We start from the raw sequence: 19612 nt of genomic DNA, 5'->3' as shown, positions 1-19612 counted from the left end.
ATGGCTAGAAATGATAAAAATGATAAAAATGAACAGACTGACGGTCTAGTAGAACGCTTAGTTACCGTTGATCGCGTTGCAAAAGTTGTTAAAGGTGGTCGTATTTTCTCTTTCACCGCGCTAACTGTAGTTGGTGATGGCAATGGTCGTGTTGGTTTTGGTCGCGGTAAAGCACGTGAAGTGCCAGCTGCTATTCAAAAAGCACTAGAAGCCGCCAAACGTAATATGATTACTGTTGAGCTAAATGATGCAACTTTGTATCATCCAATCAAAGCACGTCATGGTGCTAGTAAAGTTTATATGCAACCTGCATCTGAAGGTACTGGCGTAATCGCTGGTGGCGCAATGCGTGCTGTATTAGAAGTTGCTGGTGTCAAAGATGTTTTGACTAAATGTTATGGTTCTACCAATACCGCTAACGTTGTTCGCGCAACGTTCAATGGTTTACGTGATATGTCAACTCCAGAAAAGATGGCAGCGAAACGTGGTAAATCTGTAGACGAAATCTTGGGTTAACTTAGACTAGGTGAGTTACGATGAAAAAAATGAAAGTCACTCAATTTAAATCGGGTGCCCATCGCCTCAAGAGCCACAAAGCGAGCTTGAAAGGATTGGGTTTACGCCGTATTGGTCATACTGTTGAAGTAGAAGATACTCCTTCAACACGTGGTATGGTCAATCGCGTCAACTACATGGTAAAAGTGGAGGAAGCGTAATGGGACTTAGATTAAATGAATTATCACCAGGTGTTGGCGCAAAGAAAACTGCCCAACGTCGTGGTCGCGGTATCGGTTCAGGTCTTGGTAAGACTGGTGGTCGTGGTGTAAAAGGTCAGAAATCTCGTTCAGGTTCTAGCATTCGCTCAGGATTTGAAGGTGGTCAAATGCCTTTATATCGCCGTCTACCAAAATTTGGTTTTACCAGTAAAATGGCCATGACGACTGCTGAAGTTCGTCTGTCTGAACTGAACAAAATCGAAGGCGATGTGGTTAGCATTGAAACATTAAAAGCTGCTAACCTTATCCGTCATGACATGAAGCGCGCTCGTATTATGTTGTCAGGCGAAGTTACTAAAGCTTATACCTTTAAAGGTATCAAAGTGACTAAAGGCGCCAAGCAAGCAATCGAAGCTGCTGGTGGTAGCATCGAGGAGTAGTAACGTGTCAAAACAATCAATGTCATCGGCTGGTATACCGCTCAATCCATTTGCCTTTATACGTAAGTATGATGAGCTATGGACGCGTTTATTATTCTTAATCGGCGCATTGATTGTTTATCGTTTAGGGTCACATATTCCAGTGCCGGGTATCAATCCGGTTAACTTGGCTGATCTGTTTTCGCGCAACGAAAATACCATTCTGAGTATGTTTAACATGTTCTCAGGTGGTGCACTAGAGCGTATGTCCATCATGGCGCTTGGCATCATGCCATATATTTCAGCATCGATTATTGTACAGATGATGTCTGCAGTACTGCCATCGCTTGAAGCCCTCAAAAAAGAAGGTGAAGCGGGACGACGTAAGCTAAACAAGTACACCCGTCAGGGCACACTTGCGTTAGCGCTAGTACAGTCATTAGGAATGTGTGCTGGCTTAATCAGTCAAAATCTTACCTTATCTTCTGGTCTGACCTTTTATATTCCAGCGGTTACCTCATTGGTAGCTGGCGCTATGTTCTTAATGTGGCTTGGTGAGCAGATTACAGAGCGCGGCGTAGGTAATGGTATCTCAATGCTCATTTTTGCGAGTATTGTGGCTGGTACGCCAGGTATGATTTCGCAGTCTATCGAACAGGTCAATCAAGGGCAGATGAACTTGATTGTACTCTTTATCTTTGTATTGCTAGGCATCGCGGTGACTGCTGGTATCGTTTATATTGAACGTGCTCAGCGCCGTGTACCAGTGAACTATGCACAGAAGCAACAACAAGGCCGCAAGATATATGCTCAGCAGCAGTCACATTTGCCGTTGAAGCTGAACATGGCAGGGGTTATCCCAGCCATTTTTGCCAGCTCGTTATTGTTGTTTCCGGCAAGTTTGGGGCAGTGGGTGGGTCAATCGGCTGATCCTACCTTGACGCAAAAGATATTGCAGAATATGGCATTGGTGTTGTCTCCAGGGCAACCGCTATATTTGGTTCTGTTTGGCGCAATGATTATTTTCTTCTGTTACTTCTATACGGCATTGGTATTTAGTCCGCGTGAAGTCGCTGAGAACCTTAAACGTAGTGGTGCGTATATCCCAGGTATTCGCCCCGGACAACAAACTCAGCGTTACCTCGATCATGTATTAAACCGACTGACCTTTATTGGCGCGATGTATATGACGGTTATTTGTTTAATGCCAATGGTCGTCCAGTCATCGTTTGGTGTACCGTTTCAACTTGGTGGTACGTCGTTACTGATTATGGTGGTTGTGGTGATGGACTTCATCTCGCAAATCCAAGCGCATTTGATGACCCATCAATATCATGATCAGACGTTAATTCAATCGCCCACTCAACCTTAAATGAGCGGTACGATATCTCAAAGGAGTATGCTATGAAAGTTCAAGCATCAGTTAAGAAGATTTGTGGTAGCTGTAAAGTTGTGCGCCGTAAAGGCCGTGTACATATTATTTGTACCGCAGAACCTCGCCACAAGCAACGTCAAGGTTAATATTTAGTATCCTAAAGTGTTAAGCTTTAGTTACTAATTAAATTAATACTTGAAAAATGACGGCGGATGGGATATCATCCGCCACTTGCCGTAGTTTATGCAAAATCTTTTATAACATGGTCAATGAATGGGCTTGGTTACCAAGTCAAAACAGCGATAATAATTATAAAAGCTTTAGTATTGACAGCAACAAATCTGAAAAATAACGCCTTATCTATAGATAAAGCTTATTTTTCTTTAATGGAGAGAAATCAATGGCTCGTATTGCCGGCGTAAACATTCCGGATAATAAGCATGCTGTTATTTCACTAACTTACATCTTTGGTGTAGGTCGTACCACTGCTCAGAAAATCTTAGAAGCAGTTGGCATTGCCCCTACTACTAAAGTTAGTCAGTTAGATGATACACAGTTAGATGCTATCCGTGCACAAGTTGCAAATTACATGACTGAAGGTGATCTTCGTCGTGAAGTGTCAATGAATATCAAGCGTTTGGTTGATCTTGGTTGTTACCGTGGCATCCGCCATCGCCGTAACCTACCAGTTAGAGGTCAGAACACCAAGAACAACGCTCGTACTCGTAAGGGTCCGACACGCCCTCTCAAAAGATAATTAACTTAGGAAGCTAAAAGATGGCAAAAGACACTCGCAGTCGCAAAAAGGTGGCTCGTCGTTCAGTATCGGAGGGCATTGCCCATATCCATGCGTCTTTTAATAACACCATTGTTACGATTACCGATCGTCAGGGTAATGCATTGGCTTGGGCCACTTCAGGTGGACAAGGCTTCCGTGGTTCACGTAAATCTACACCATTTGCAGCTCAGGTTGCAGCTGAAGTCGCTGGTAAAGCGGCTCAAGAATATGGTGTTAAGAATATCGACGTTTTGGTCAAAGGACCAGGACCGGGTCGTGAGTCTGCGGTAAGAGCACTAGGTGCATTGGGTTATAAAGTCAACAGCATCTCTGATGTAACCCCAATCCCACACAATGGTTGCCGTGCGCCGAAAAAGCGCCGCGTCTAATATTAAAGACGAAGCTTTTTATCATAAGAGCTTATAGGAGACATAACAATGGCCCGTTATATTGGACCAAAACTCAAATTATCACGTCGTGAAGGTACAGACTTAGGCCTTAAGTCTGGTGTTAAACCATACGACGTAAAAACGAAAAAATCGGCTCGTCCACCTGGTCAACATGGTGTTAGCCGTAATAAAAGTTCAGAATACTCTCTACAGTTACGTGAAAAACAAAAAGTTAAGCGTATCTATGGTGTATTAGAGCGTCAGTTTGCAAACTACTACAAAGAAGCTGCTCGTAAGCGTGGTGCTACTGGTGAAAACTTGTTAGCAATGCTTGAGAGCCGTCTTGATAACGTAGTATATCGCATGGGCTTCGGCTCAACTCGCGCTGAAGCACGTCAGCTAGTTAGCCATCGCACTGTGATGGTAAAAAAAGCTGGCCGTGATGAGTTTGTTCGTGTGAACATTCCATCAATTCAGTTGCAAGATGGTGATGTCATCGCTATCCAAGAGAAGTCTCGCGAACAACTACGTATTAAAAACGCTATCGAACTAGCGACACAACGTGGTATTCCAGAATGGCTAGATGTTGACCACAGCAAACTACAAGGCACGTTTAAGAAAGCGCCTGATCGTATTGATCTACCTGCTGAAATCAACGAAAGCTTGATCGTTGAGCTATACTCTAAGTAAGTAACGTGATGCTCGATGTTATGAAAATAGCATTGAGCAATTGACGTTAATTAAACCAGTTTAATAAATCGAGGTGACATCATGATGCTAAGTGCAACTGAGTTTCTAACGCCGAATGCCATTAACGTGGATACGGTTAATGAAACGATTGCGAAAGTCACGCTCGAACCGTTAGAACGCGGCTTTGGGCATACCTTAGGTAATGCCTTACGTCGCATCTTGTTATCTTCATTACCTGGTGCTGCAGTCATTGAAGCTGAGATTGATGGTGTTGACCATGAATACTCAACGCTTGAAGGGCTACAAGAAGACGTGCTTGACTTGCTTTTGAACTTAAAAGGCTTGGCAATCACCCTTCATGACCAAAATGAAGTATTTTTGACCTTGGATAAACAAGGTCCAGGCACTATTACTGCTGCAGACATCACCTTGCCGCATAATGTTGACATTATCAATCCAGAATTGGTATTAGGCACATTAAGCGACCGTGGTCATCTTAAGATGCGTTTGCGCGTAGTAATGGGTCGTGGATATGAGCCAGCAAACCAGCGCCGTGAAGATGGTGACACTAAAGCGATTGGACGCTTAAAGCTTGATGCAAGTTTTAGTCCAGTACTTCGTGTTGCTTATCAGGTTGAGAACGCACGTGTAGAACAACGTACCGATCTTGATCGTCTTATCATTGAGCTTGAAACTAATGGCACTATAGATCCAGAAGAAGCAATTCGTAAAGCAGCCACTATTTTACAACAACAGATTTCTATCTTTGTTGACCTAGAAGCTGAAGAAGCGCCTGAGCCTGTGAAAGAAAAAGAAGAGGTTGATCCGGTGCTATTACGCCCTGTGGACGATCTTGAACTAACGGTTCGCTCAGCCAACTGCTTGAAAGCTGAAAACATTTACTATATCGGTGATTTGGTACAGCGTTCAGAGACTGAACTACTAAAAACCCCAAATCTTGGTAAGAAATCATTAACGGAAATCAAAGACGTATTAGCGTCTAAAGATTTGGAGCTTGGTATGCGCCTAGATAACTGGCCGCCAGCTGACCTTCGTGTTGATGATCGCTTTTCTTATCGTAGCCGTTAAACTTTAAGGATTTTTGACTATGCGCCATCGTAAGAGTGGAGTCAAGCTGGGTCGTACCGGCAGTCATCGTAAGGCAATGTTTCAGAACATGACCAACTCATTATTTGAGCATGAACTGATCAAAACAACTTTACCAAAAGCAAAAGAGTTACGTCGCGTTGCTGAGCCATTAATCACTATGGCTAAAGAAGACAACGTTGCTAACCGTCGTTTGGCATTCAGCCGTATGCGTAGCAAAGCTATGGTAGGCAAACTATTTGGTACTCTTGGTCCTCGTTACCAAGCTCGTCCAGGTGGCTATTTGCGTATCGTAAAATGCGGTTACCGTGATGGTGACAATGCGCCAATGGCTTATGTAGAACTGGTTGATCGTGACTAATTTTACACGCTAATTGTAAGATAAAAAAAGCTCCAATTAATTGGAGCTTTTTTTTATGCGTTTTTTATTGATAAAAGTTTTTATTTATAACAATAGCGAGCTGACATCAGCCGCACCTTGTCTGATAACCTCGGGCTGACCACTGGTCATATCAATAATGGTGGTTAGCTTGGTGGTTTTAATGCCGGCATTTATCAAACCATCTATTTGATTACCCAATAAGTCTTCGATCTCAAAGGGATCGTCCAATATATTATCGCGATTGGGTAGTATTAAGGAGCTGGTCAGGATAGGTTCGTCCATGGCTTCTAACAGCGCCTGCGCAATAGGGTTGCTCGGTACTCGAATGCCGATGGTTTTTTTCTTAGGATGCGCCAATTTCTTAGGCACATCTTTGGTAGCGTTTAAGATAAATGTAATCGGTGCGGGTGTATGGGCTTTTAGCTGTTTAAATTGTACATTGTCTACGCTTGCATAATTGGCAATTTCACTCAAGTCGCGACATAGCAGCGTAAATTGATGCTTATCATCAAGCGCGCGTATTTGCTTGAGCTTTTCTAGCGCATCTTTGGCACCTAGCCGGCAACCAAAGGCATAACTGGTATCGGTAGGGTAGATAAGCAGCTGATCACTGCGTAATAAATCCGCCGCTTGTTCAATAAGTCGCGGCTGTGGATTCTCTGGATGAATGTAGAATACTTGCATAATCGTTCCTTATTTTATAATTATAGATTATTTGATATGGGGTTTTTTAATATAAAAGATTTAATCCATCATGATTGAATCGAACAATTTTAATATCAGACTTTTTTCTGACTAACTATGCTAATAAATTATTAAGCATAGAAAAAATTAAAACTACCTATGCAGTATAGCGCAAAGCAAATATAAGTTTATTGGCACGGCGTTACTATGAGTAGGGAAACGTTAACGCTATAAAATGGATTATTTTTGATAAGTAGCAAATATGAGGTCAGCAGTATTGTGCAACTAAGCAGCGCTACAGATAGTCAATAATGCCTGCAATAACGTTTTGGCATCACGCGGTAGCGTATGAGGCTCAGCAATATAGGCTTTGGCTTGTTGATAGACGTCCTGCGCAAAGGTGCTAGTGCTGGTATCAAAGTCTGCAAATAGATTGTCCTGTGAGACTTGAAAATTACGCCCGCAAGCCAAGCTAAACAAACACTCCAGTGCCTGTGGTTTAATCTCTACACGCTCAAATGCCTGCTGCTGCGCTGCCGTGCGTCCATCAGGCGCATACCAGTAGCCAAAGTCGCTCAAGCTTCTACGCTCGCTACCAGTGAGACTCCAGTGACTACATTCATGCAACGCACTTTGAAAGAAACCATGGGCAAATTCAATACGTGCTGGCTGATTGTCTTTGGCAGGAAAATACTCTGGTTCGCCCGCGCCGCGCACCAAGATAACTTCTTGATCCGCAAACAAGGTATTGAATAAACTTATCAGCCAATCGGTCGCTGCTTTTTCATTCTCATCATTAGAAGTATTTGTACTTTGTGCATCTATATTTGGCTTGTTAGGAAAGGGTTTTGTATGCTGAGCATGGATAATTTGCTGCCATTGTTTTGACAGGGCGTCTAACTGCGGCTTTACTTTGACCCTATCATTGGGTTTTTTATTGTCCAATGCCTGAAGACGTTTTAGTAAACGTTTGGCGTCAGGCGCAGAGAGCAAGTGAGAAAAATCAGGATCAACCACAGGCGATATCATATTAAAATAGTAACCAAGTAAGAGATTTATGGCGCTTTATACAGGCACAATAGAGTCACGCCGATAAAACAAAGTAAGAGGCAAACCTTTTGCGAAAATTAGTGTATAACAATTAGCATCAAAACCAGTACTATAACTATTACTAAAGTTAGTGCCAAAAAATCTTAACATACTAGCGCTAGCGCTAATCAGTGCTTTCCGTTAGTATGGCAGGCAATATTATACACCGTTTTTGATGAATGAGGCCGCGCATGTCAAGCACCCCAACAAACAAGCCCTCAGCGCTTCAGGCTGATAAAGCATCAGCCCCTACGTCAGCGAATCTGCCAGAACATATCTCCTTAAGTAAATGGGAAGACAGTGGTTTTGAATGGGTAGGGCAAGTCGCACCGCGCTCTTTTGAGCGTCTTAATGCCTTACTGACGACCGAGCATCTACAGTCAGACCTTCAGATCAAAGCCAATCTTTATCGCCGTAATAATGTTTTGCATCTCTCTTTTACCTTAACCGGTGAGATATGGTTAACTTGCCAGCGTTGTTTGCAACCGATTGCGATTGATTTGACCGATGATTATGATATCGCATTGCTCGATAATGAAAGCCAAGTGCGCTTGGTCGGTGAAGAGCAGGATTACTTATTGCTTGATGAAATTATCACTGAGCCGGCTCCTGAGCGTTTATTACCGCTTAAAAAACTGGTCGAAGATGAAATTTTATTGAAAACACCGATGGCACCAAAGCATGATGATTGTGAGATGAGTGTTGAGCAGTTTGGTGAAATACCAGAAGAAGAAGAAAATGAAAATCCTTTTGCGGCGTTAGCTTCGTTAAAAGGTAAGTTGTAGTCGTATAATTTGCAGTATGGGCAAAATTAATAGCAGCTTTATACCTTTTATCAGCTTTCTGCAGAAGAGTGGAAAGCAGGGCTTTATTAATTCGCGAAACATGCGTATAATGTCCCGTTTATTGCATTCTAGCAACCTGCCGCTGGCAGAGAGAAGCTGACCTTGCAAACGAACTATAGATTTTAGACGTAGTCAGCACTTTAATACGTGTGGCAATCTATTTAACTAATGATGCGTAAGACTTAGGTTGTTGTGATTATATAGCCTCTGTCAGTATCGATTAAAGCTGAATTTCAAGCTTATCCCTTTTAAGTATAGGAGCTATATCATGGCTGTTCAAAAAAGTCGTAAAAGTCGTTCTCGTCGTGACATGCGCCGTTCACATCATCGTATGGAAATCGCTGAGTTAAGCATCGACGCCACCACTGGTGAAAAACATCGCCGTCATCACATGACTAAAGATGGTTTCTATCGTGGTCGCCAGTTGTTTAAAGTTAGTCAAGACGCTTAAGTTATTTGCTAATTGATGGTTGATGCAAAATGATGATAGTTCCGATAACTATCTATGATTTTACACAGTTATTATTGGGCAAGCAGTTTGAGCAAACGAAAGCCAAGTTATTTCGCTATCATATATTATGTAGCTAGATAACTTGGCTTTTTGTTATTCGTTTTTTAACAGTAATTCATTTTAAGCAGTAAATATTATAAATTTAAGCAGTAAGTATTATAAATAAACCGTTTTACGCCATTGGCTTGTTGGCAGCTATGCTAATTGCCTGCGTCAGTGTATAGTTTAACCACCGTTAGCTGTCTTAAAGGAATAATGATAGCCATCACTTTATATCATAAATCTTCTAATTATTTTCTAATTCTATAATGCACCCCATTAATTTAGGGGTATTTCCAATTAAATAAGGAATATTGGTTATGGCCTCTGTACCCGATATGATAAAGAAACAACCCACTCGCATCGCAGTCATGTTCCCAGGACAAGGCTCGCAAGTCGTCGGAATGCTGAGTGAGCTTGCTGAAACCTATCCTGAAATTCGTGATACCTTTGCTGAGGCGAGTACGGCGCTTGGTGAAGATTTATGGGAAATTTGTCAGGACGAAGACAAGCTTAATCAAACCCAATACACACAGCCGGCTTTATTGACTGCTAGTATCGCTGTGTGGCGCATTTTACAACAAAAAATAAAAGACAAGCCTTGTTACCTAGCGGGTCATTCTTTAGGGGAATATAGCGCCCTGTGTGCCGCGGGTGTGATAACGCTTGCTGATGCCGTCAAGCTGGTGCATAAACGTGGCCGATTGATGCAAGAGGCGGTGGTTGGTATTGATACCGCAATGGCAGCCGTACTAGGTCTAGAAGACCACCGGGTTGAGAACTTGTGTGAACAAGCTACCGAGCATGTTGATGATGCCATTGTCGGGGCAGCAAACTTTAACAGTCCCGGACAAGTGGTGGTTTCAGGTAATGCCGCAGGCGTCAACGCCGTCATTGATAAAGTCCAAAATACTGGCAAAAAAGCCATTCCATTAAAGGTCAGTGTGCCATCGCATTGTGCCCTTATGGAACCTGCAAGCAGTGCCTTGGCAGAAGAGCTAGCGGCTATTCAGTTTGATCAAGCGACTATTCCTGTGATTCAAAACCGTCATGCACGGGTCGAAACTAGCGCCACAGGCATCAAGCAGGCATTGACCGAGCAGTTAAGTGAACCTGTCCTATGGTCAAAAACCATGCAAGAGCTGTCGGATAAACAAATTAATATTTTAATCGAGTGTGGCAGTGGAAATGTCCTGAGCAATTTGGCCAAGCGTCAAGCGCATCCTATTGCCAGCTATCCTACCGACAAGCCCGCCCGTCTAGATAAGTTAATGGAGGTATTATCATGAGCCGTACGATTACATTAGTGACCGGTGCTAGCCGCGGTATTGGCAAAGCCGTTGCCAAACGTTTTGCCAAAGAAGGCCATTTTGTCATTGGCACAGCGACCACAGAAAAAGGTGCGGCGCTTATTGATGATTATTTACACGATAGCGGCGGTATTGGTCGAGTATTAGACGTACGTGATACCGCACAGATTGATAAGCTGTTTGAAGAGATTGAAAGCGTCTATGGCGCGGTACAAGTATTGGTCAATAACGCCGGTATTACCCAAGATGGCTTATTGATGCGCATGAAAGATGAAGATTGGGACAATGTGCTTGATACCAATTTAACCTCAGTTTATCGTATGAGTAAACGTGCGGTACGCGGTATGATGAAAGCGCGCCGTGGTCGTATCATCAATATCACCTCTGTCGTCGCCCAAATGGGCAATGCGGGCCAATCTAACTATGCTGCGACCAAAGCTGGTGTAGAAGGTTTTAGCCGTACGCTGGCGCGCGAGATTGGCTCAAGACAGGTGACCATTAACTGTGTCGCTCCAGGTTTGATTGAAACAGACATGACCGATGAGCTCGATGAGCGCTTACTCAATTCAATGCTCGATGCGGTGCCGATTAGCCGCCTTGGTCAGCCAGAAGATATCGCCGCGGCGGTCTCATTCTTAGCAAGTGATGAAGCCAGCTATATCACCGGTGCGATTATTCCGGTTAATGGTGGCATGTATATGTAGCATTAGAATTTATTATTCTAATTAAGCGTTACATACTTATAATAAAAAACTGTGTGAACGAGTGTAAACTATAATAAAGGGTGCTATAATGACGGATACTTTTTTGTCAAAGCCCTGTATGATAGCAAGGCTTTACCAGACATTAGTCAAAACGTATAATTGGTTATAGTGCACTCAGACAGCCATATTAATCTGAACATCCCATTTTATATATAATGCTATAGTGCCCAATACGGGATTATAGCAATTTGTCAAAATAATAGATCAAAAAGGAGAAATCTACATGAGTAATGATACCGAGCTAAGAGTTAAAGCTGCAGTAGCAGAACAATTGGGTATGAATGTTGAAGACATCAACAATGATGCATCATTTATGGAAGACTTAGGCGCTGATTCATTAGACCTAGTTGAATTGGTTATGTCATTTGAAAGCGATTTTGGCATCACTATTCCTGATGAAGATTCAGCAGAGCTAACCACGGTTCAAAAAGCGATTGATTACGTGCAAGCGCAGCTATAATTAGCGATTAGCTTAAACCGTTTGATATGACCGTTTATCTTGATAGATAAGCGGTTTTTTTTGCTTATTTTTTCTTGCCTATTTTTTATAGATATCGTCTAGCTATCTATTATCGTCTTTCTTAATTTGGCGTAATAGCTTTTATACATTATTCGTTACCATTAACGATTACGTTAACATAAGCTACGCCAAATCAACATTACTCAACATACTATTACTATTCATCGCTGATACCTTTGCTTATACTCATAATGGTAAGCAAAAAAGGATGGTAACCGCTAGGCGTTATCATCGTAAAAATAACCATGCATAATAATTAATAATATTTTAAGGAGCAGTTATATGGGTATGTTCAGTTTTGCAAAAGATATCGGTGATAAAATCTTTAACCGTGATGATGCCAAGCATGACGCTAAAGCAGAAACCAAAGCGGATGCCAACACCCCAGTACAAAGCAGTGAGCCATCAGCTCAGTCTGTTGCCAATATTTTACTGCGTCGTATTCAGCAACAAAACCTGAATATCAGCGATTTAAAAATCAAATACAACGGCTCAACCGATACTGCTGAAATCAGTGGTAAAGCGAAAACGCAAGCAGACCGTGAAAAAGCCATTATTGCTATCGGTAACGTGCAAAACGTTGCTAAAGTCATCGATAATATCGATATCGAAGAAGATGCGCCTGAATCTACTATGTATACGGTAAAATCTGGTGATAGCTTATCTAAAATTGCAAAAGACGTTTATGGTTCAGCGAATGATTATATGAAAATCTTCGAAGCCAATAAGCCAATGCTTTCTGAGCCAGATAAGATTTATCCTGGTCAAGTACTACGTATCCCTAAGCCATAAGATGATTTTGAATATTAAAAGATAGACTTTTAAACATAAATATTTAAAGTTATATGCTAAGAAAAATGCCTCTTACTAAAATAAGAGGCATTTTTTTGTTTGATATATTTGATATATAAGTTATGGCTTAAAGCTTTCTAACTTTTCCTGCTGCTCTTTGATAGCCCAAGTAATATGCTCATCGAGCATGGCATTATGGATGCCCAGTTTTTGCTGAAGTTGAAAGGTTATTTCTTTATTTCCATCCGCATTGCCAAGAGCAATGGCAATATTACGTAAAAAATTCACGTAACCCGTGCGTCTAAGTGGGCTACCTTCGGTCTTTTTCATAAACTCTGCTTCCTGCCATTGCCATAGCTCAAGTAAACTGCTGCTATCAAGATTGTGCCTCGGCGCAAAGTCCTCTACCGATGTCAGGTTGGCGTAGCGATTCCATGGGCAAATGAGCTGACAGTCATCACAGCCAAAGATACGATTACCAATGGCGCGGCGGTATTTGGTGTCTATAATGCCATCGTGCTCAATGGTGAGATAAGAGATACAGGCAGAAGCATTAAGCTCGTAGGGTGCGATAATCGCTTGGGTAGGGCAGATGTCGATACAAGCGCTGCAGCTGCCACAATGCTCTTTAACTGGCTCATCATCGGGCAGCTCGAGGCTCATAAACAGCTCACCCAACACGAAGAATGAGCCAGCTTGTTTGTTAATGAGTAGGGTATGTTTGCCCGTCCAACCAAGACCTGCTGCCTCGGCAATAGGGCGCTCAAAGATAGGAGCAGAATCACTAAAAGGTCTAAAGATAAAATCTTGCTCTGAGCCAATATTAAGATGCTGCCATTCAGGAAGCATGGCTTCGATTTTTAATGCCAATTGCTTAAGGCGACTACGCATTGTTTTATGATAATCGCGACCTCGAGCATAACGGGCGATGATACCTTGATTCGGATAAGCATTATCAGTGACCGCTCGCGGGATTGGAGTTTGGGTTAAATAATCCATGCGTACGCTGATGATGGTTTTCGCGCCTTCTACTAGCTGTTCGGGATGGGCACGCAAATGATGGTTATTATGCATAAACTGCAATTGCCCCTCATAACCTTTAGCTAGCCATTGCTGTAGTCGCTCAGTCTGCTGAACAAATAAAGGATGATGCACCGATACAAAACCACAGTCAGCAAAGCCTAATGCTTGGGCTTGGGCTTTAATCCATTGCTTAACCTCGGCTGGCGTTGCAAAGGTTGGCGCATTATTAACATCAATTTTTGTTTGTCGTACATGATTGGGTGTAGTCGTCTGCGCTGCTAACGCCTGTGTGTCTGGCTGTATTAACTGAGACTGAGTAGGTTGGGATTTGCTATTCATAGTGAGCTATAAATGATAATGTGAATAGCTGTATGATAAGCCAGTGAGCTAAGAGCGCAAGTAGCAAAATAAATAAATCTGGATTTATACTGATATCTAATCGAACCTAACATTTGAATAAGCTCATAGGGATGATACGTCATCCTATTATTAAAATAACAAAGCTATTAAATAAAATAAGCGAGAATCAGCCATGCCATTACCAGTCAGTTTATTAGCAAATAGCACTATGCCTATTGCGCTGTATAACAGTAAACAACTTTATGCTATGGAGCAGGCATGGTTTACAGACGGTCATGATAGTTTTGGACTGATGAAACAAGCGGCATGGCAAATGGCGCAGTATATTGCGGCGCTGTATGAGCAAAAATCCCTAAATATTCATGCATCAGATAATATTAATTTTTACAATCGTCCTGCTTATTCGCATCGAGTCAGCATTTGGGTGGGCAAGGGGAATAACGGTGGCGACGGTTGGATGATTGCTTATTATTTGCAGCAAATGGGCTGGCAAGTAGAGGTCATAGCTGTTGGTTTTGATAGTCATGAGTTTGAGATAGCTAATACAACGCAATATCTTAATAAGGAAAGTGGGCTATCGGATGCAGAAAAGGCGTTACAAATAGCGTTGTCTGCTAACTGTTCTTATCAGTGCTTTGAAGACAGTAATTATAATGATAATAACAATAACAATGAGAAAGTAAATAAGCAGTGGCAAGCGGATGTTTATATCGATGCGCTATTCGGTATTGGTTTAGATCGTGCGCCTACAGGTATTTATAAGCAGGCAATTTGCGCTTTTAATGCTGCTATTCAGGATGATAGTGCTTTGGCGATTGCGGTTGATATTCCCAGCGGATTGGTTGCTTCTACGGGTCAAGTATTCGACCAAATAGCGGTGCAGGCTGATGTGACGCTATGCTTAATTGCGCGTAAATTTGGTTTGCATACTAAAGATGGTATGGATTATAGCGGAGAAGTGATGGATATACCGCTGATACCGTATCAAATGGATAGTGAGGCATTTAAGCCAGTTACCAAATTAATGACGACTGCACATGCTTTAAATCCTCGTCGGAAAAACAGCTATAAAGGCAGCTATGGACATGTATTAATCATTGGTGGTAATCGTATTGATGGCTCCCAAGGGATGGGCGGTGCCGCTATCCTTTCGGCCTCGAGTGCGATGGCAACAGGGGCTGGTAAAATTACTGTCGCCTGTCACGAGGCATTTCATGGGGCGCTATTAACCTCACTGCCAGATGCAATGACGATGAATTTACATGATACAGATGGGGTAAAAAACCTTATCAAGGAAGCCAGTGTGGTTGCTATCGGTATGGGACTGGGCCGTGATGAAAAAGCAAAAGCAGTGTTTATCACTTATATTGAAGCTGCGATAAGAGAAGGTAAGCCGATAATCATTGATGCGGACGGTCTTTATCATTTGGCAGCATTACATCTCGATGAGCATCAATTAATCACACAGCTAAAAGAGCATAGTGCTAAGCATCAGGTTTGTTTCACCCCGCATAGTGGTGAAGCCGCTAAGTTATTAAATAAAAAGATTAGTGAACTAGAAGCTGATAGGTTAGCAGCGATAAAACAGTGTGCCAAGATATATGGTGGAGATTGGGTATTAAAAGGCGCAGGGTCGTTAATTTTGGAACAGAATAAAGCAGAGCATCATGTTTATGTTTGCGGCGTCGGTAACGCTGGCATGGCAAGCGCTGGCATGGGCGATGTGCTATCAGGTGTGATTGCAGGTCTACTAGCTCAAGAAGATTTAAACCAAGCAGCGCGTAGTTTGCACCAAGCGGTGCTTCTTCATGGATTGGCAGGAGACTGCTTAGTCAAACAAACGGGGAAATTAAACAGTATGACCAATAATGATAGGTCATTATTGGTCGGTCAACGAGGCTTACAAGCGCAAGATATGCCCGCTGCTATTCGTCATGTTATGCAATTGCTGACTGAATAATTAATAACGGATAAGCATTAAATAGAGCGGTGCTAACATTGTTAAAAATAATTAAAATTAGGTCTTGGCCCCATTACAATATTGGTTGATGGCTTGCTGTACGCGCTCACGCTTTAGCTCAATTTCACGGCCATCTAAATATTGACGCTTACCGTTGGCATCCATCTCATAAATACGTCCGCCAACATTGAGGTTGGTCAAATTGTTACGTAATGACTGGCAACGCTGGGCATTGGCCTGCGCCTCTTGCTCTTTGATACGCGCCTCTAACTGCGCAACCCGCTGTTCTTCTGCGCTTTGTGGTGCCGCTTGGTTGGCTTCAGTTTTACCGGCCAATTGCCCAGCGTTACTTTGTCTACCATCACTGCGAAATTCAATCACTTCGATATTTCTACCATCTTGCGGGGCATGTTGGCTATATTTCACCTCACCATGCGCGCCGATAGACTTATAAACCTGAATGGCATGACTGGCATTGATTGGTAGCATGAGCATACACGCCGTGCTGATACTCATAAGCAGTTTGGCAGCGGTATTTATCGTAGACGCATATGCCATGGTAACAATCCTCTTAATAGGTAAAAAACGGATATATTTATCAGTTAAGGATAATATTTAAACGTCTTAATAACAATATAAATACATTAGCGTTTGATTCTAGCAAATAATACTTATAAATGTACATTATTTAATAACTAATAGTTAGGGTTAGGGTTTAGAAGTTTTTCTTGACAATGGTGCCCAAACCACCGAATATAATAGCAGTTGATTGGTCAGTGAGCGGCTTTTATGATATTGCCGTGGCACTTGAAAATAAGGACTAGCGGTTGCTTATCAGCAGCTCGCTTAGCTTTATTTTCTTTGTGACAAGAATATAAAATAGATGGTCATTATCGCAATGGTTATCAGATGCTATATTTATTGTCTCCGGACTTATCCGTCTACAATGACTAAGATAAACTTATTATTAGTGTGTTTGCTAAGATTTGGCTGTAGTAAAAATAGGGCATAATGTGTGGTTATAACAATTACTCATCAAACAGGTTATAAGATTTAGCAATCCTATAACGTGTCACCATTTTGAGATTTGTTTTTTCATGCGGTATCGATTTATTTATTACTAGCGTAAGCTCGTATTCATCACAAATAATAAGCTTCTTTTATAGGTGCATTCGCATCTTGTCACTTGTCTATCGATAAACTCCTGTCACAATACTGACCTTACATATATTGCTGTGTTTGAGTGGCTTGCTGTCTTATAAAACAGCGTTACTTAGATATGGTGGGCACACATTCTTGATATGGACAAGGATTCGTATTTATTTTAAGAGCCAGACAACCCTATGTAAATATCGTGGTTTTCTCTTATAAATGAACGCTAATACTTGCCACAAAAAAAGGTGATGACAGTGACGCAAACCACGCAAAGTCCAAATATGACTGGACATACCCAAACGGGTAATGCCGCCAAAAATTTTGAAGAGAAGCAACAACGCCTTGCTGAAGGTAGCGATCAGCCCGTGATGCTATCTGGTGCTGAGATGTTGGTGCAATCACTCACCGATGAAGGGGTCAAATATATTTTTGGCTACCCAGGCGGTGCTGTTCTGCATATTTATGATGCCTTGTTTCAACAAGAGAATATCGAGCATATTTTAGTACGTCATGAGCAAGCAGCCGGTCATATGGCAGATGCTTATTCGCGAGTCACAGGTCAGACAGGGGTGGTCTTAGCGACTTCAGGTCCGGGCGCTACCAACACGGTGACGGCTATTGCCACCGCCTTTATGGATTCTGTGCCGATGGTGGTCATCGCAGGTCAGGTACCTAGTAGCCTAATCGGTGAAGATGCCTTCCAAGAAACCGATATGGTTGGTGTATCGCGTCCTATCGTGAAGCATAGCTTTCAAGTGCGCCATGCTAGCGAAATTCCTATGATTGTCAAAAAAGCCTTTTATATTGCCCAGTCTGGACGCCCCGGTCCTGTGGTCATCGATGTGCCAAAAGACATGACCGCGCCTAGCGAGAAATTTGCTTATGAATATCCGAAAGAGGTATTTATACGCTCATATCAGCCGTCATTAAAAGGTCATAGTGGTCAGATTAAAAAAGCGGTTGAAACGCTGCTTGCTGCTAAGCGCCCGATCATTTACTCTGGTGGCGGTGTTGTTTTAGGTAATGCACATAAAGAGCTGACTCATCTTGCGCATCGCTTGAATTTACCAGTAACCAATACCCTAATGGGCTTGGGTGCCTTTCCTGGCTCTGATAGTCAGTTCTTAGGGATGCTTGGTATGCATGGCACGTATGAAGCCAACATGACCATGCATCATGCTGACGTCATTTTGGCAATTGGGGCGCGTTTTGATGACCGCGTAACCAATAATGTCAAAAAATTCTGTCCGAATGCGACGATTATTCATATTGATATTGATCCTACGTCTATTTCAAAAACGATTAATGCGCATATTCCGATCGTGGGCGATGTCAAATCTGTCCTTACCGATATCATAGAGATTGTCGGTGATGATAAAGAGCTAGAACAACATGCATTGTTAGATTGGTGGTCACAAATTAACGAGTGGCGTAAGCGTCATGGCCTGCGTTATGACACCAGCACTGACAATGGCATTAAGCCACAAGCGGTCGTGCAAGCTTTAGATAAAGTGACTAATAGTAACGCGATTATCACCAGTGACGTCGGTCAGCATCAGATGTTTGCGGCGCTTTACTATACCTACAATGAGCCGCGTCAATGGCTAAACTCAGGTGGTCTTGGTACCATGGGCGTTGGCCTGCCATACGCAATGGCGGCGAAGCTTGCTAACCCTGAGCGCGACGTGGTTTGTATTACCGGTGAAGGCTCTATTCAAATGAATATCCAAGAGCTCTCAACCTGCCTACAGTATAATTTGCCAGTTAAAATCTTAAACCTAAATAACGCCCAGTTAGGTATGGTAAAACAGTGGCAAGACATGCTGTATGAAGGTCGTCACGCACAGTCTTATATGAATTCATTACCGGATTTTGTCAAATTGGCCGAAAGCTATGGTCATGTCGGTATTAAGATTACTGATCCTGCGACTATGGAAGCACAGTTGGCGGAAGCCATGGCCATGACAGATAAATTGGTATTTATCGACGTTTATGTCGATCGTAACGAGCATGTATATCCGATGCAAATCGCTGGGCAAGCGATGCGTGATATGTGGTTAACAAAAGGGGAGCGTACCTAATGCAACAACAACATCTCATTTCGGTATTGATGGAAAACGAAGCGGGTTCGTTGTCGCGAGTGGTTGGTTTGTTCTCTCAACGTGGCTACAACATCGAAACTTTGAACGTTGCGCCAACAGACGATCCGAGTATTTCTCGCTTAACGTTAACCACTATTACGTCACCTGAAAAAATTGAACAAATCACCAAGCAATTGCATAAATTGATTGAAGTGGTTAAAGTGCTTAATCTATCAGATAATGTACACGTTGAACGCGAGCTTATGCTAATCAAAGTACGAGCGACAGGCGGTGTACGTGAAGAGATTAAACGCAGTGCCGATATTTTCCGCGCACAAATCGTTGATGTAAATTCAAACCTTTATACCATTCAAATCGTCGGTGACAAAGCCAAGCTTGACGGCTTTATCGATGTGATTGGCCGCGAACGTATCATGGAAGTCGTGCGTTCGGGTGTGATTGGTATTGCACGCGGCGAAAAAACGCTAAGCTTATAATCAGCGTTTATTGCAAAATATACGGTTTTAAGCTTGGTATTTTAAACTTATTTATTCAACACTTAACATAGCGCTTATATGGCAAATCACTTTACGATGGTGACTGTAATCTAGGCGTTTATTTAT

General features: G+C 42.4%; 24 protein-coding genes. 20 read left to right on the top strand and 4 right to left on the bottom strand.

The annotated features are described in order from the left end of the window. The 11 genes from rpsE to rplQ all read left to right on the top strand — a co-directional run bounded on the left by rpsE (position 1) and on the right by rplQ (position 5835). Positions 1-516, top strand: coding sequence for a 30S ribosomal protein S5 (rpsE, locus tag ACP7AA_RS10680; protein WP_010196711.1), 516 nt, complete (start codon positions 1-3; stop codon positions 514-516). Positions 517-536: 20 nt separating this feature from the next. Continuing rightward, positions 537-716, top strand: a complete 180-nt coding sequence (gene rpmD / locus ACP7AA_RS10675) for a 50S ribosomal protein L30 (protein WP_068408453.1) — start codon at positions 537-539, stop codon at positions 714-716. Continuing rightward, the gene (gene rplO / locus ACP7AA_RS10670; RefSeq protein ID WP_068034621.1) at positions 716-1156 is read left to right on the top strand and encodes a 50S ribosomal protein L15; all 441 of its coding nucleotides are present in this window, start codon (positions 716-718) and stop codon (positions 1154-1156) included. The genes rpmD and rplO overlap by 1 nt, the downstream gene beginning before the upstream one ends. 19 nt (positions 1157-1175) lie before the next feature. Continuing rightward, positions 1176-2507 (top strand): preprotein translocase subunit SecY, encoded by a 1332-nt coding sequence (gene secY, locus ACP7AA_RS10665; protein WP_183621185.1) that lies wholly within the window; start codon positions 1176-1178, stop codon positions 2505-2507. Positions 2508-2539: 32 nt separating this feature from the next. Next, positions 2540-2656 (top strand): 50S ribosomal protein L36, encoded by a 117-nt coding sequence (gene rpmJ / locus ACP7AA_RS10660; protein WP_010196721.1) that lies wholly within the window; start codon positions 2540-2542, stop codon positions 2654-2656. Positions 2657-2722: 66 nt separating this feature from the next. Continuing rightward, entirely contained in the window at positions 2723-2932 is a 210-nt protein-coding gene (locus ACP7AA_RS10655) for a hypothetical protein (protein WP_201624038.1), read from the top strand. Further along, positions 2911-3267 (top strand): 30S ribosomal protein S13, encoded by a 357-nt coding sequence (gene rpsM, locus ACP7AA_RS10650; RefSeq protein ID WP_021813384.1) that lies wholly within the window; start codon positions 2911-2913, stop codon positions 3265-3267. The genes ACP7AA_RS10655 and rpsM overlap by 22 nt, the downstream gene beginning before the upstream one ends. A 20-nt stretch (positions 3268-3287) precedes the next feature. Then, positions 3288-3677: a 30S ribosomal protein S11 gene (rpsK, locus tag ACP7AA_RS10645; RefSeq protein ID WP_010196728.1), complete on the top strand. Its 390-nt coding sequence runs from the start codon at positions 3288-3290 to the stop codon at positions 3675-3677. A 48-nt stretch (positions 3678-3725) separates the two neighbouring features. Beyond that, positions 3726-4367 (top strand): 30S ribosomal protein S4, encoded by a 642-nt coding sequence (gene rpsD / locus ACP7AA_RS10640; RefSeq protein ID WP_011279807.1) that lies wholly within the window; start codon positions 3726-3728, stop codon positions 4365-4367. An 81-nt stretch (positions 4368-4448) separates the two neighbouring features. Continuing rightward, positions 4449-5456 carry a DNA-directed RNA polymerase subunit alpha gene (locus tag ACP7AA_RS10635; RefSeq protein ID WP_068408445.1) on the top strand — a complete coding sequence of 336 codons (1008 nt, stop codon included), beginning with the start codon at positions 4449-4451 and terminating at the stop codon, positions 5454-5456. 19 nt (positions 5457-5475) lie between these two features. Then, positions 5476-5835, top strand: coding sequence for a 50S ribosomal protein L17 (rplQ, locus tag ACP7AA_RS10630; protein ID WP_183621142.1), 360 nt, complete (start codon positions 5476-5478; stop codon positions 5833-5835). Between the two features lie 84 nt (positions 5836-5919). Here the strand turns inward: rplQ and ACP7AA_RS10625 are convergent, their stop codons facing one another. Together ACP7AA_RS10625 and ACP7AA_RS10620 are read right to left on the bottom strand one after the other, a co-directional pair. Beyond that, positions 5920-6540, bottom strand: a complete 621-nt coding sequence (locus tag ACP7AA_RS10625; protein ID WP_426223555.1) for an L-threonylcarbamoyladenylate synthase — start codon at positions 6538-6540, stop codon at positions 5920-5922. Between the two features lie 285 nt (positions 6541-6825). Beyond that, positions 6826-7569, bottom strand: a complete 744-nt coding sequence (locus ACP7AA_RS10620) for an elongation factor P hydroxylase (RefSeq protein ID WP_426223554.1) — start codon at positions 7567-7569, stop codon at positions 6826-6828. A 251-nt stretch (positions 7570-7820) separates the two neighbouring features. On the opposite strand from ACP7AA_RS10620, the gene ACP7AA_RS10615 reads away from it, so the two are divergent. The 6 genes from ACP7AA_RS10615 to lysM all read left to right on the top strand — a co-directional run bounded on the left by ACP7AA_RS10615 (position 7821) and on the right by lysM (position 12410). Then, entirely contained in the window at positions 7821-8414 is a 594-nt protein-coding gene (locus ACP7AA_RS10615) for a YceD family protein (protein WP_271134374.1), read from the top strand. Positions 8415-8742: 328 nt separating this feature from the next. Then, positions 8743-8925 carry a 50S ribosomal protein L32 gene (rpmF, locus tag ACP7AA_RS10610; protein ID WP_079691010.1) on the top strand — a complete coding sequence of 61 codons (183 nt, stop codon included), beginning with the start codon at positions 8743-8745 and terminating at the stop codon, positions 8923-8925. 419 nt (positions 8926-9344) lie between these two features. Next, positions 9345-10313 carry an ACP S-malonyltransferase gene (gene fabD / locus ACP7AA_RS10605; protein ID WP_426223553.1) on the top strand — a complete coding sequence of 323 codons (969 nt, stop codon included), beginning with the start codon at positions 9345-9347 and terminating at the stop codon, positions 10311-10313. Further along, positions 10304-11038 (top strand): 3-oxoacyl-ACP reductase FabG, encoded by a 735-nt coding sequence (gene fabG / locus ACP7AA_RS10600; protein ID WP_265088596.1) that lies wholly within the window; start codon positions 10304-10306, stop codon positions 11036-11038. Before fabD ends, fabG begins: the two co-directional genes overlap by 10 nt. 283 nt (positions 11039-11321) lie before the next feature. After that, positions 11322-11558, top strand: coding sequence for an acyl carrier protein (gene acpP, locus ACP7AA_RS10595; protein ID WP_025652201.1), 237 nt, complete (start codon positions 11322-11324; stop codon positions 11556-11558). 342 nt (positions 11559-11900) lie between these two features. After that, entirely contained in the window at positions 11901-12410 is a 510-nt protein-coding gene (gene lysM / locus ACP7AA_RS10590) for a peptidoglycan-binding protein LysM (RefSeq protein WP_201562638.1), read from the top strand. A 120-nt stretch (positions 12411-12530) separates the two neighbouring features. Here lysM and queG read toward each other — a convergent pair whose 3' ends face one another. Further along, positions 12531-13772: a tRNA epoxyqueuosine(34) reductase QueG gene (gene queG / locus ACP7AA_RS10585; RefSeq protein ID WP_426223552.1), complete on the bottom strand. Its 1242-nt coding sequence runs from the start codon at positions 13770-13772 to the stop codon at positions 12531-12533. Between the two features lie 193 nt (positions 13773-13965). Here queG and ACP7AA_RS10580 point away from each other — a divergent pair, with 193 nt between their 5' ends. After that, on the top strand, positions 13966-15753 hold the full coding sequence (locus ACP7AA_RS10580) for an NAD(P)H-hydrate dehydratase (protein WP_426223551.1): 1788 nt from the start codon (positions 13966-13968) through the stop codon (positions 15751-15753). Between the two features lie 57 nt (positions 15754-15810). Here the strand turns inward: ACP7AA_RS10580 and ACP7AA_RS10575 are convergent, their stop codons facing one another. Next, a complete protein-coding gene (locus ACP7AA_RS10575; protein WP_201562632.1) occupies positions 15811-16311 on the bottom strand; it encodes a DUF4124 domain-containing protein in 501 nt (166 codons plus the stop codon). Positions 16312-17156: 845 nt separating this feature from the next. Between ACP7AA_RS10575 and ACP7AA_RS10570 the strand changes: the two genes are divergently transcribed. Then, a complete protein-coding gene (locus ACP7AA_RS10570; protein ID WP_201562782.1) occupies positions 17157-18989 on the top strand; it encodes an acetolactate synthase 3 large subunit in 1833 nt (610 codons plus the stop codon). Further along, the gene (gene ilvN, locus ACP7AA_RS10565) at positions 18989-19486 is read left to right on the top strand and encodes an acetolactate synthase small subunit (protein WP_183621152.1); all 498 of its coding nucleotides are present in this window, start codon (positions 18989-18991) and stop codon (positions 19484-19486) included. The genes ACP7AA_RS10570 and ilvN overlap by 1 nt, the downstream gene beginning before the upstream one ends. Positions 19487-19612 lie beyond the last annotated feature (126 nt).

The sequence above is a fragment of the Psychrobacter sp. DWR1-2-3 genome, assembly GCF_049896465.1.
Lineage (GTDB): Bacteria > Pseudomonadota > Gammaproteobacteria > Pseudomonadales > Moraxellaceae > Psychrobacter > Psychrobacter maritimus.
The sequence above is the reverse complement of the archived record's forward strand: the minus strand, read 5'-3'. Positions and strand labels throughout refer to the sequence as shown.

Coding starts and splice junctions, on each gene's coding strand:
- rpsE (WP_010196711.1), top strand. CDS start 1: ATGGCTAGAAATGATAAAAATGATAAAAATGAACAGACTGACGGTCTA.
- acpP (WP_025652201.1), top strand. CDS start 11,322: ATGAGTAATGATACCGAGCTAAGAGTTAAAGCTGCAGTAGCAGAACAA.
- ACP7AA_RS10620 (WP_426223554.1), bottom strand. CDS start 7,569: ATGATATCGCCTGTGGTTGATCCTGATTTTTCTCACTTGCTCTCTGCG.
- rpsM (WP_021813384.1), top strand. CDS start 2,911: ATGGCTCGTATTGCCGGCGTAAACATTCCGGATAATAAGCATGCTGTT.
- rpsD (WP_011279807.1), top strand. CDS start 3,726: ATGGCCCGTTATATTGGACCAAAACTCAAATTATCACGTCGTGAAGGT.
- ACP7AA_RS10615 (WP_271134374.1), top strand. CDS start 7,821: ATGTCAAGCACCCCAACAAACAAGCCCTCAGCGCTTCAGGCTGATAAA.
- fabD (WP_426223553.1), top strand. CDS start 9,345: ATGGCCTCTGTACCCGATATGATAAAGAAACAACCCACTCGCATCGCA.
- ACP7AA_RS10635 (WP_068408445.1), top strand. CDS start 4,449: ATGATGCTAAGTGCAACTGAGTTTCTAACGCCGAATGCCATTAACGTG.
- ACP7AA_RS10570 (WP_201562782.1), top strand. CDS start 17,157: ATGACAGTGACGCAAACCACGCAAAGTCCAAATATGACTGGACATACC.
- rpmJ (WP_010196721.1), top strand. CDS start 2,540: ATGAAAGTTCAAGCATCAGTTAAGAAGATTTGTGGTAGCTGTAAAGTT.
- rpmF (WP_079691010.1), top strand. CDS start 8,743: ATGGCTGTTCAAAAAAGTCGTAAAAGTCGTTCTCGTCGTGACATGCGC.
- rpsK (WP_010196728.1), top strand. CDS start 3,288: ATGGCAAAAGACACTCGCAGTCGCAAAAAGGTGGCTCGTCGTTCAGTA.
- lysM (WP_201562638.1), top strand. CDS start 11,901: ATGGGTATGTTCAGTTTTGCAAAAGATATCGGTGATAAAATCTTTAAC.
- ilvN (WP_183621152.1), top strand. CDS start 18,989: ATGCAACAACAACATCTCATTTCGGTATTGATGGAAAACGAAGCGGGT.
- secY (WP_183621185.1), top strand. CDS start 1,176: ATGTCATCGGCTGGTATACCGCTCAATCCATTTGCCTTTATACGTAAG.
- ACP7AA_RS10580 (WP_426223551.1), top strand. CDS start 13,966: ATGCCATTACCAGTCAGTTTATTAGCAAATAGCACTATGCCTATTGCG.
- ACP7AA_RS10655 (WP_201624038.1), top strand. CDS start 2,723: ATGGGATATCATCCGCCACTTGCCGTAGTTTATGCAAAATCTTTTATA.
- rplQ (WP_183621142.1), top strand. CDS start 5,476: ATGCGCCATCGTAAGAGTGGAGTCAAGCTGGGTCGTACCGGCAGTCAT.
- rplO (WP_068034621.1), top strand. CDS start 716: ATGGGACTTAGATTAAATGAATTATCACCAGGTGTTGGCGCAAAGAAA.
- rpmD (WP_068408453.1), top strand. CDS start 537: ATGAAAAAAATGAAAGTCACTCAATTTAAATCGGGTGCCCATCGCCTC.
- ACP7AA_RS10575 (WP_201562632.1), bottom strand. CDS start 16,311: ATGGCATATGCGTCTACGATAAATACCGCTGCCAAACTGCTTATGAGT.
- queG (WP_426223552.1), bottom strand. CDS start 13,772: ATGAATAGCAAATCCCAACCTACTCAGTCTCAGTTAATACAGCCAGAC.
- ACP7AA_RS10625 (WP_426223555.1), bottom strand. CDS start 6,540: ATGCAAGTATTCTACATTCATCCAGAGAATCCACAGCCGCGACTTATT.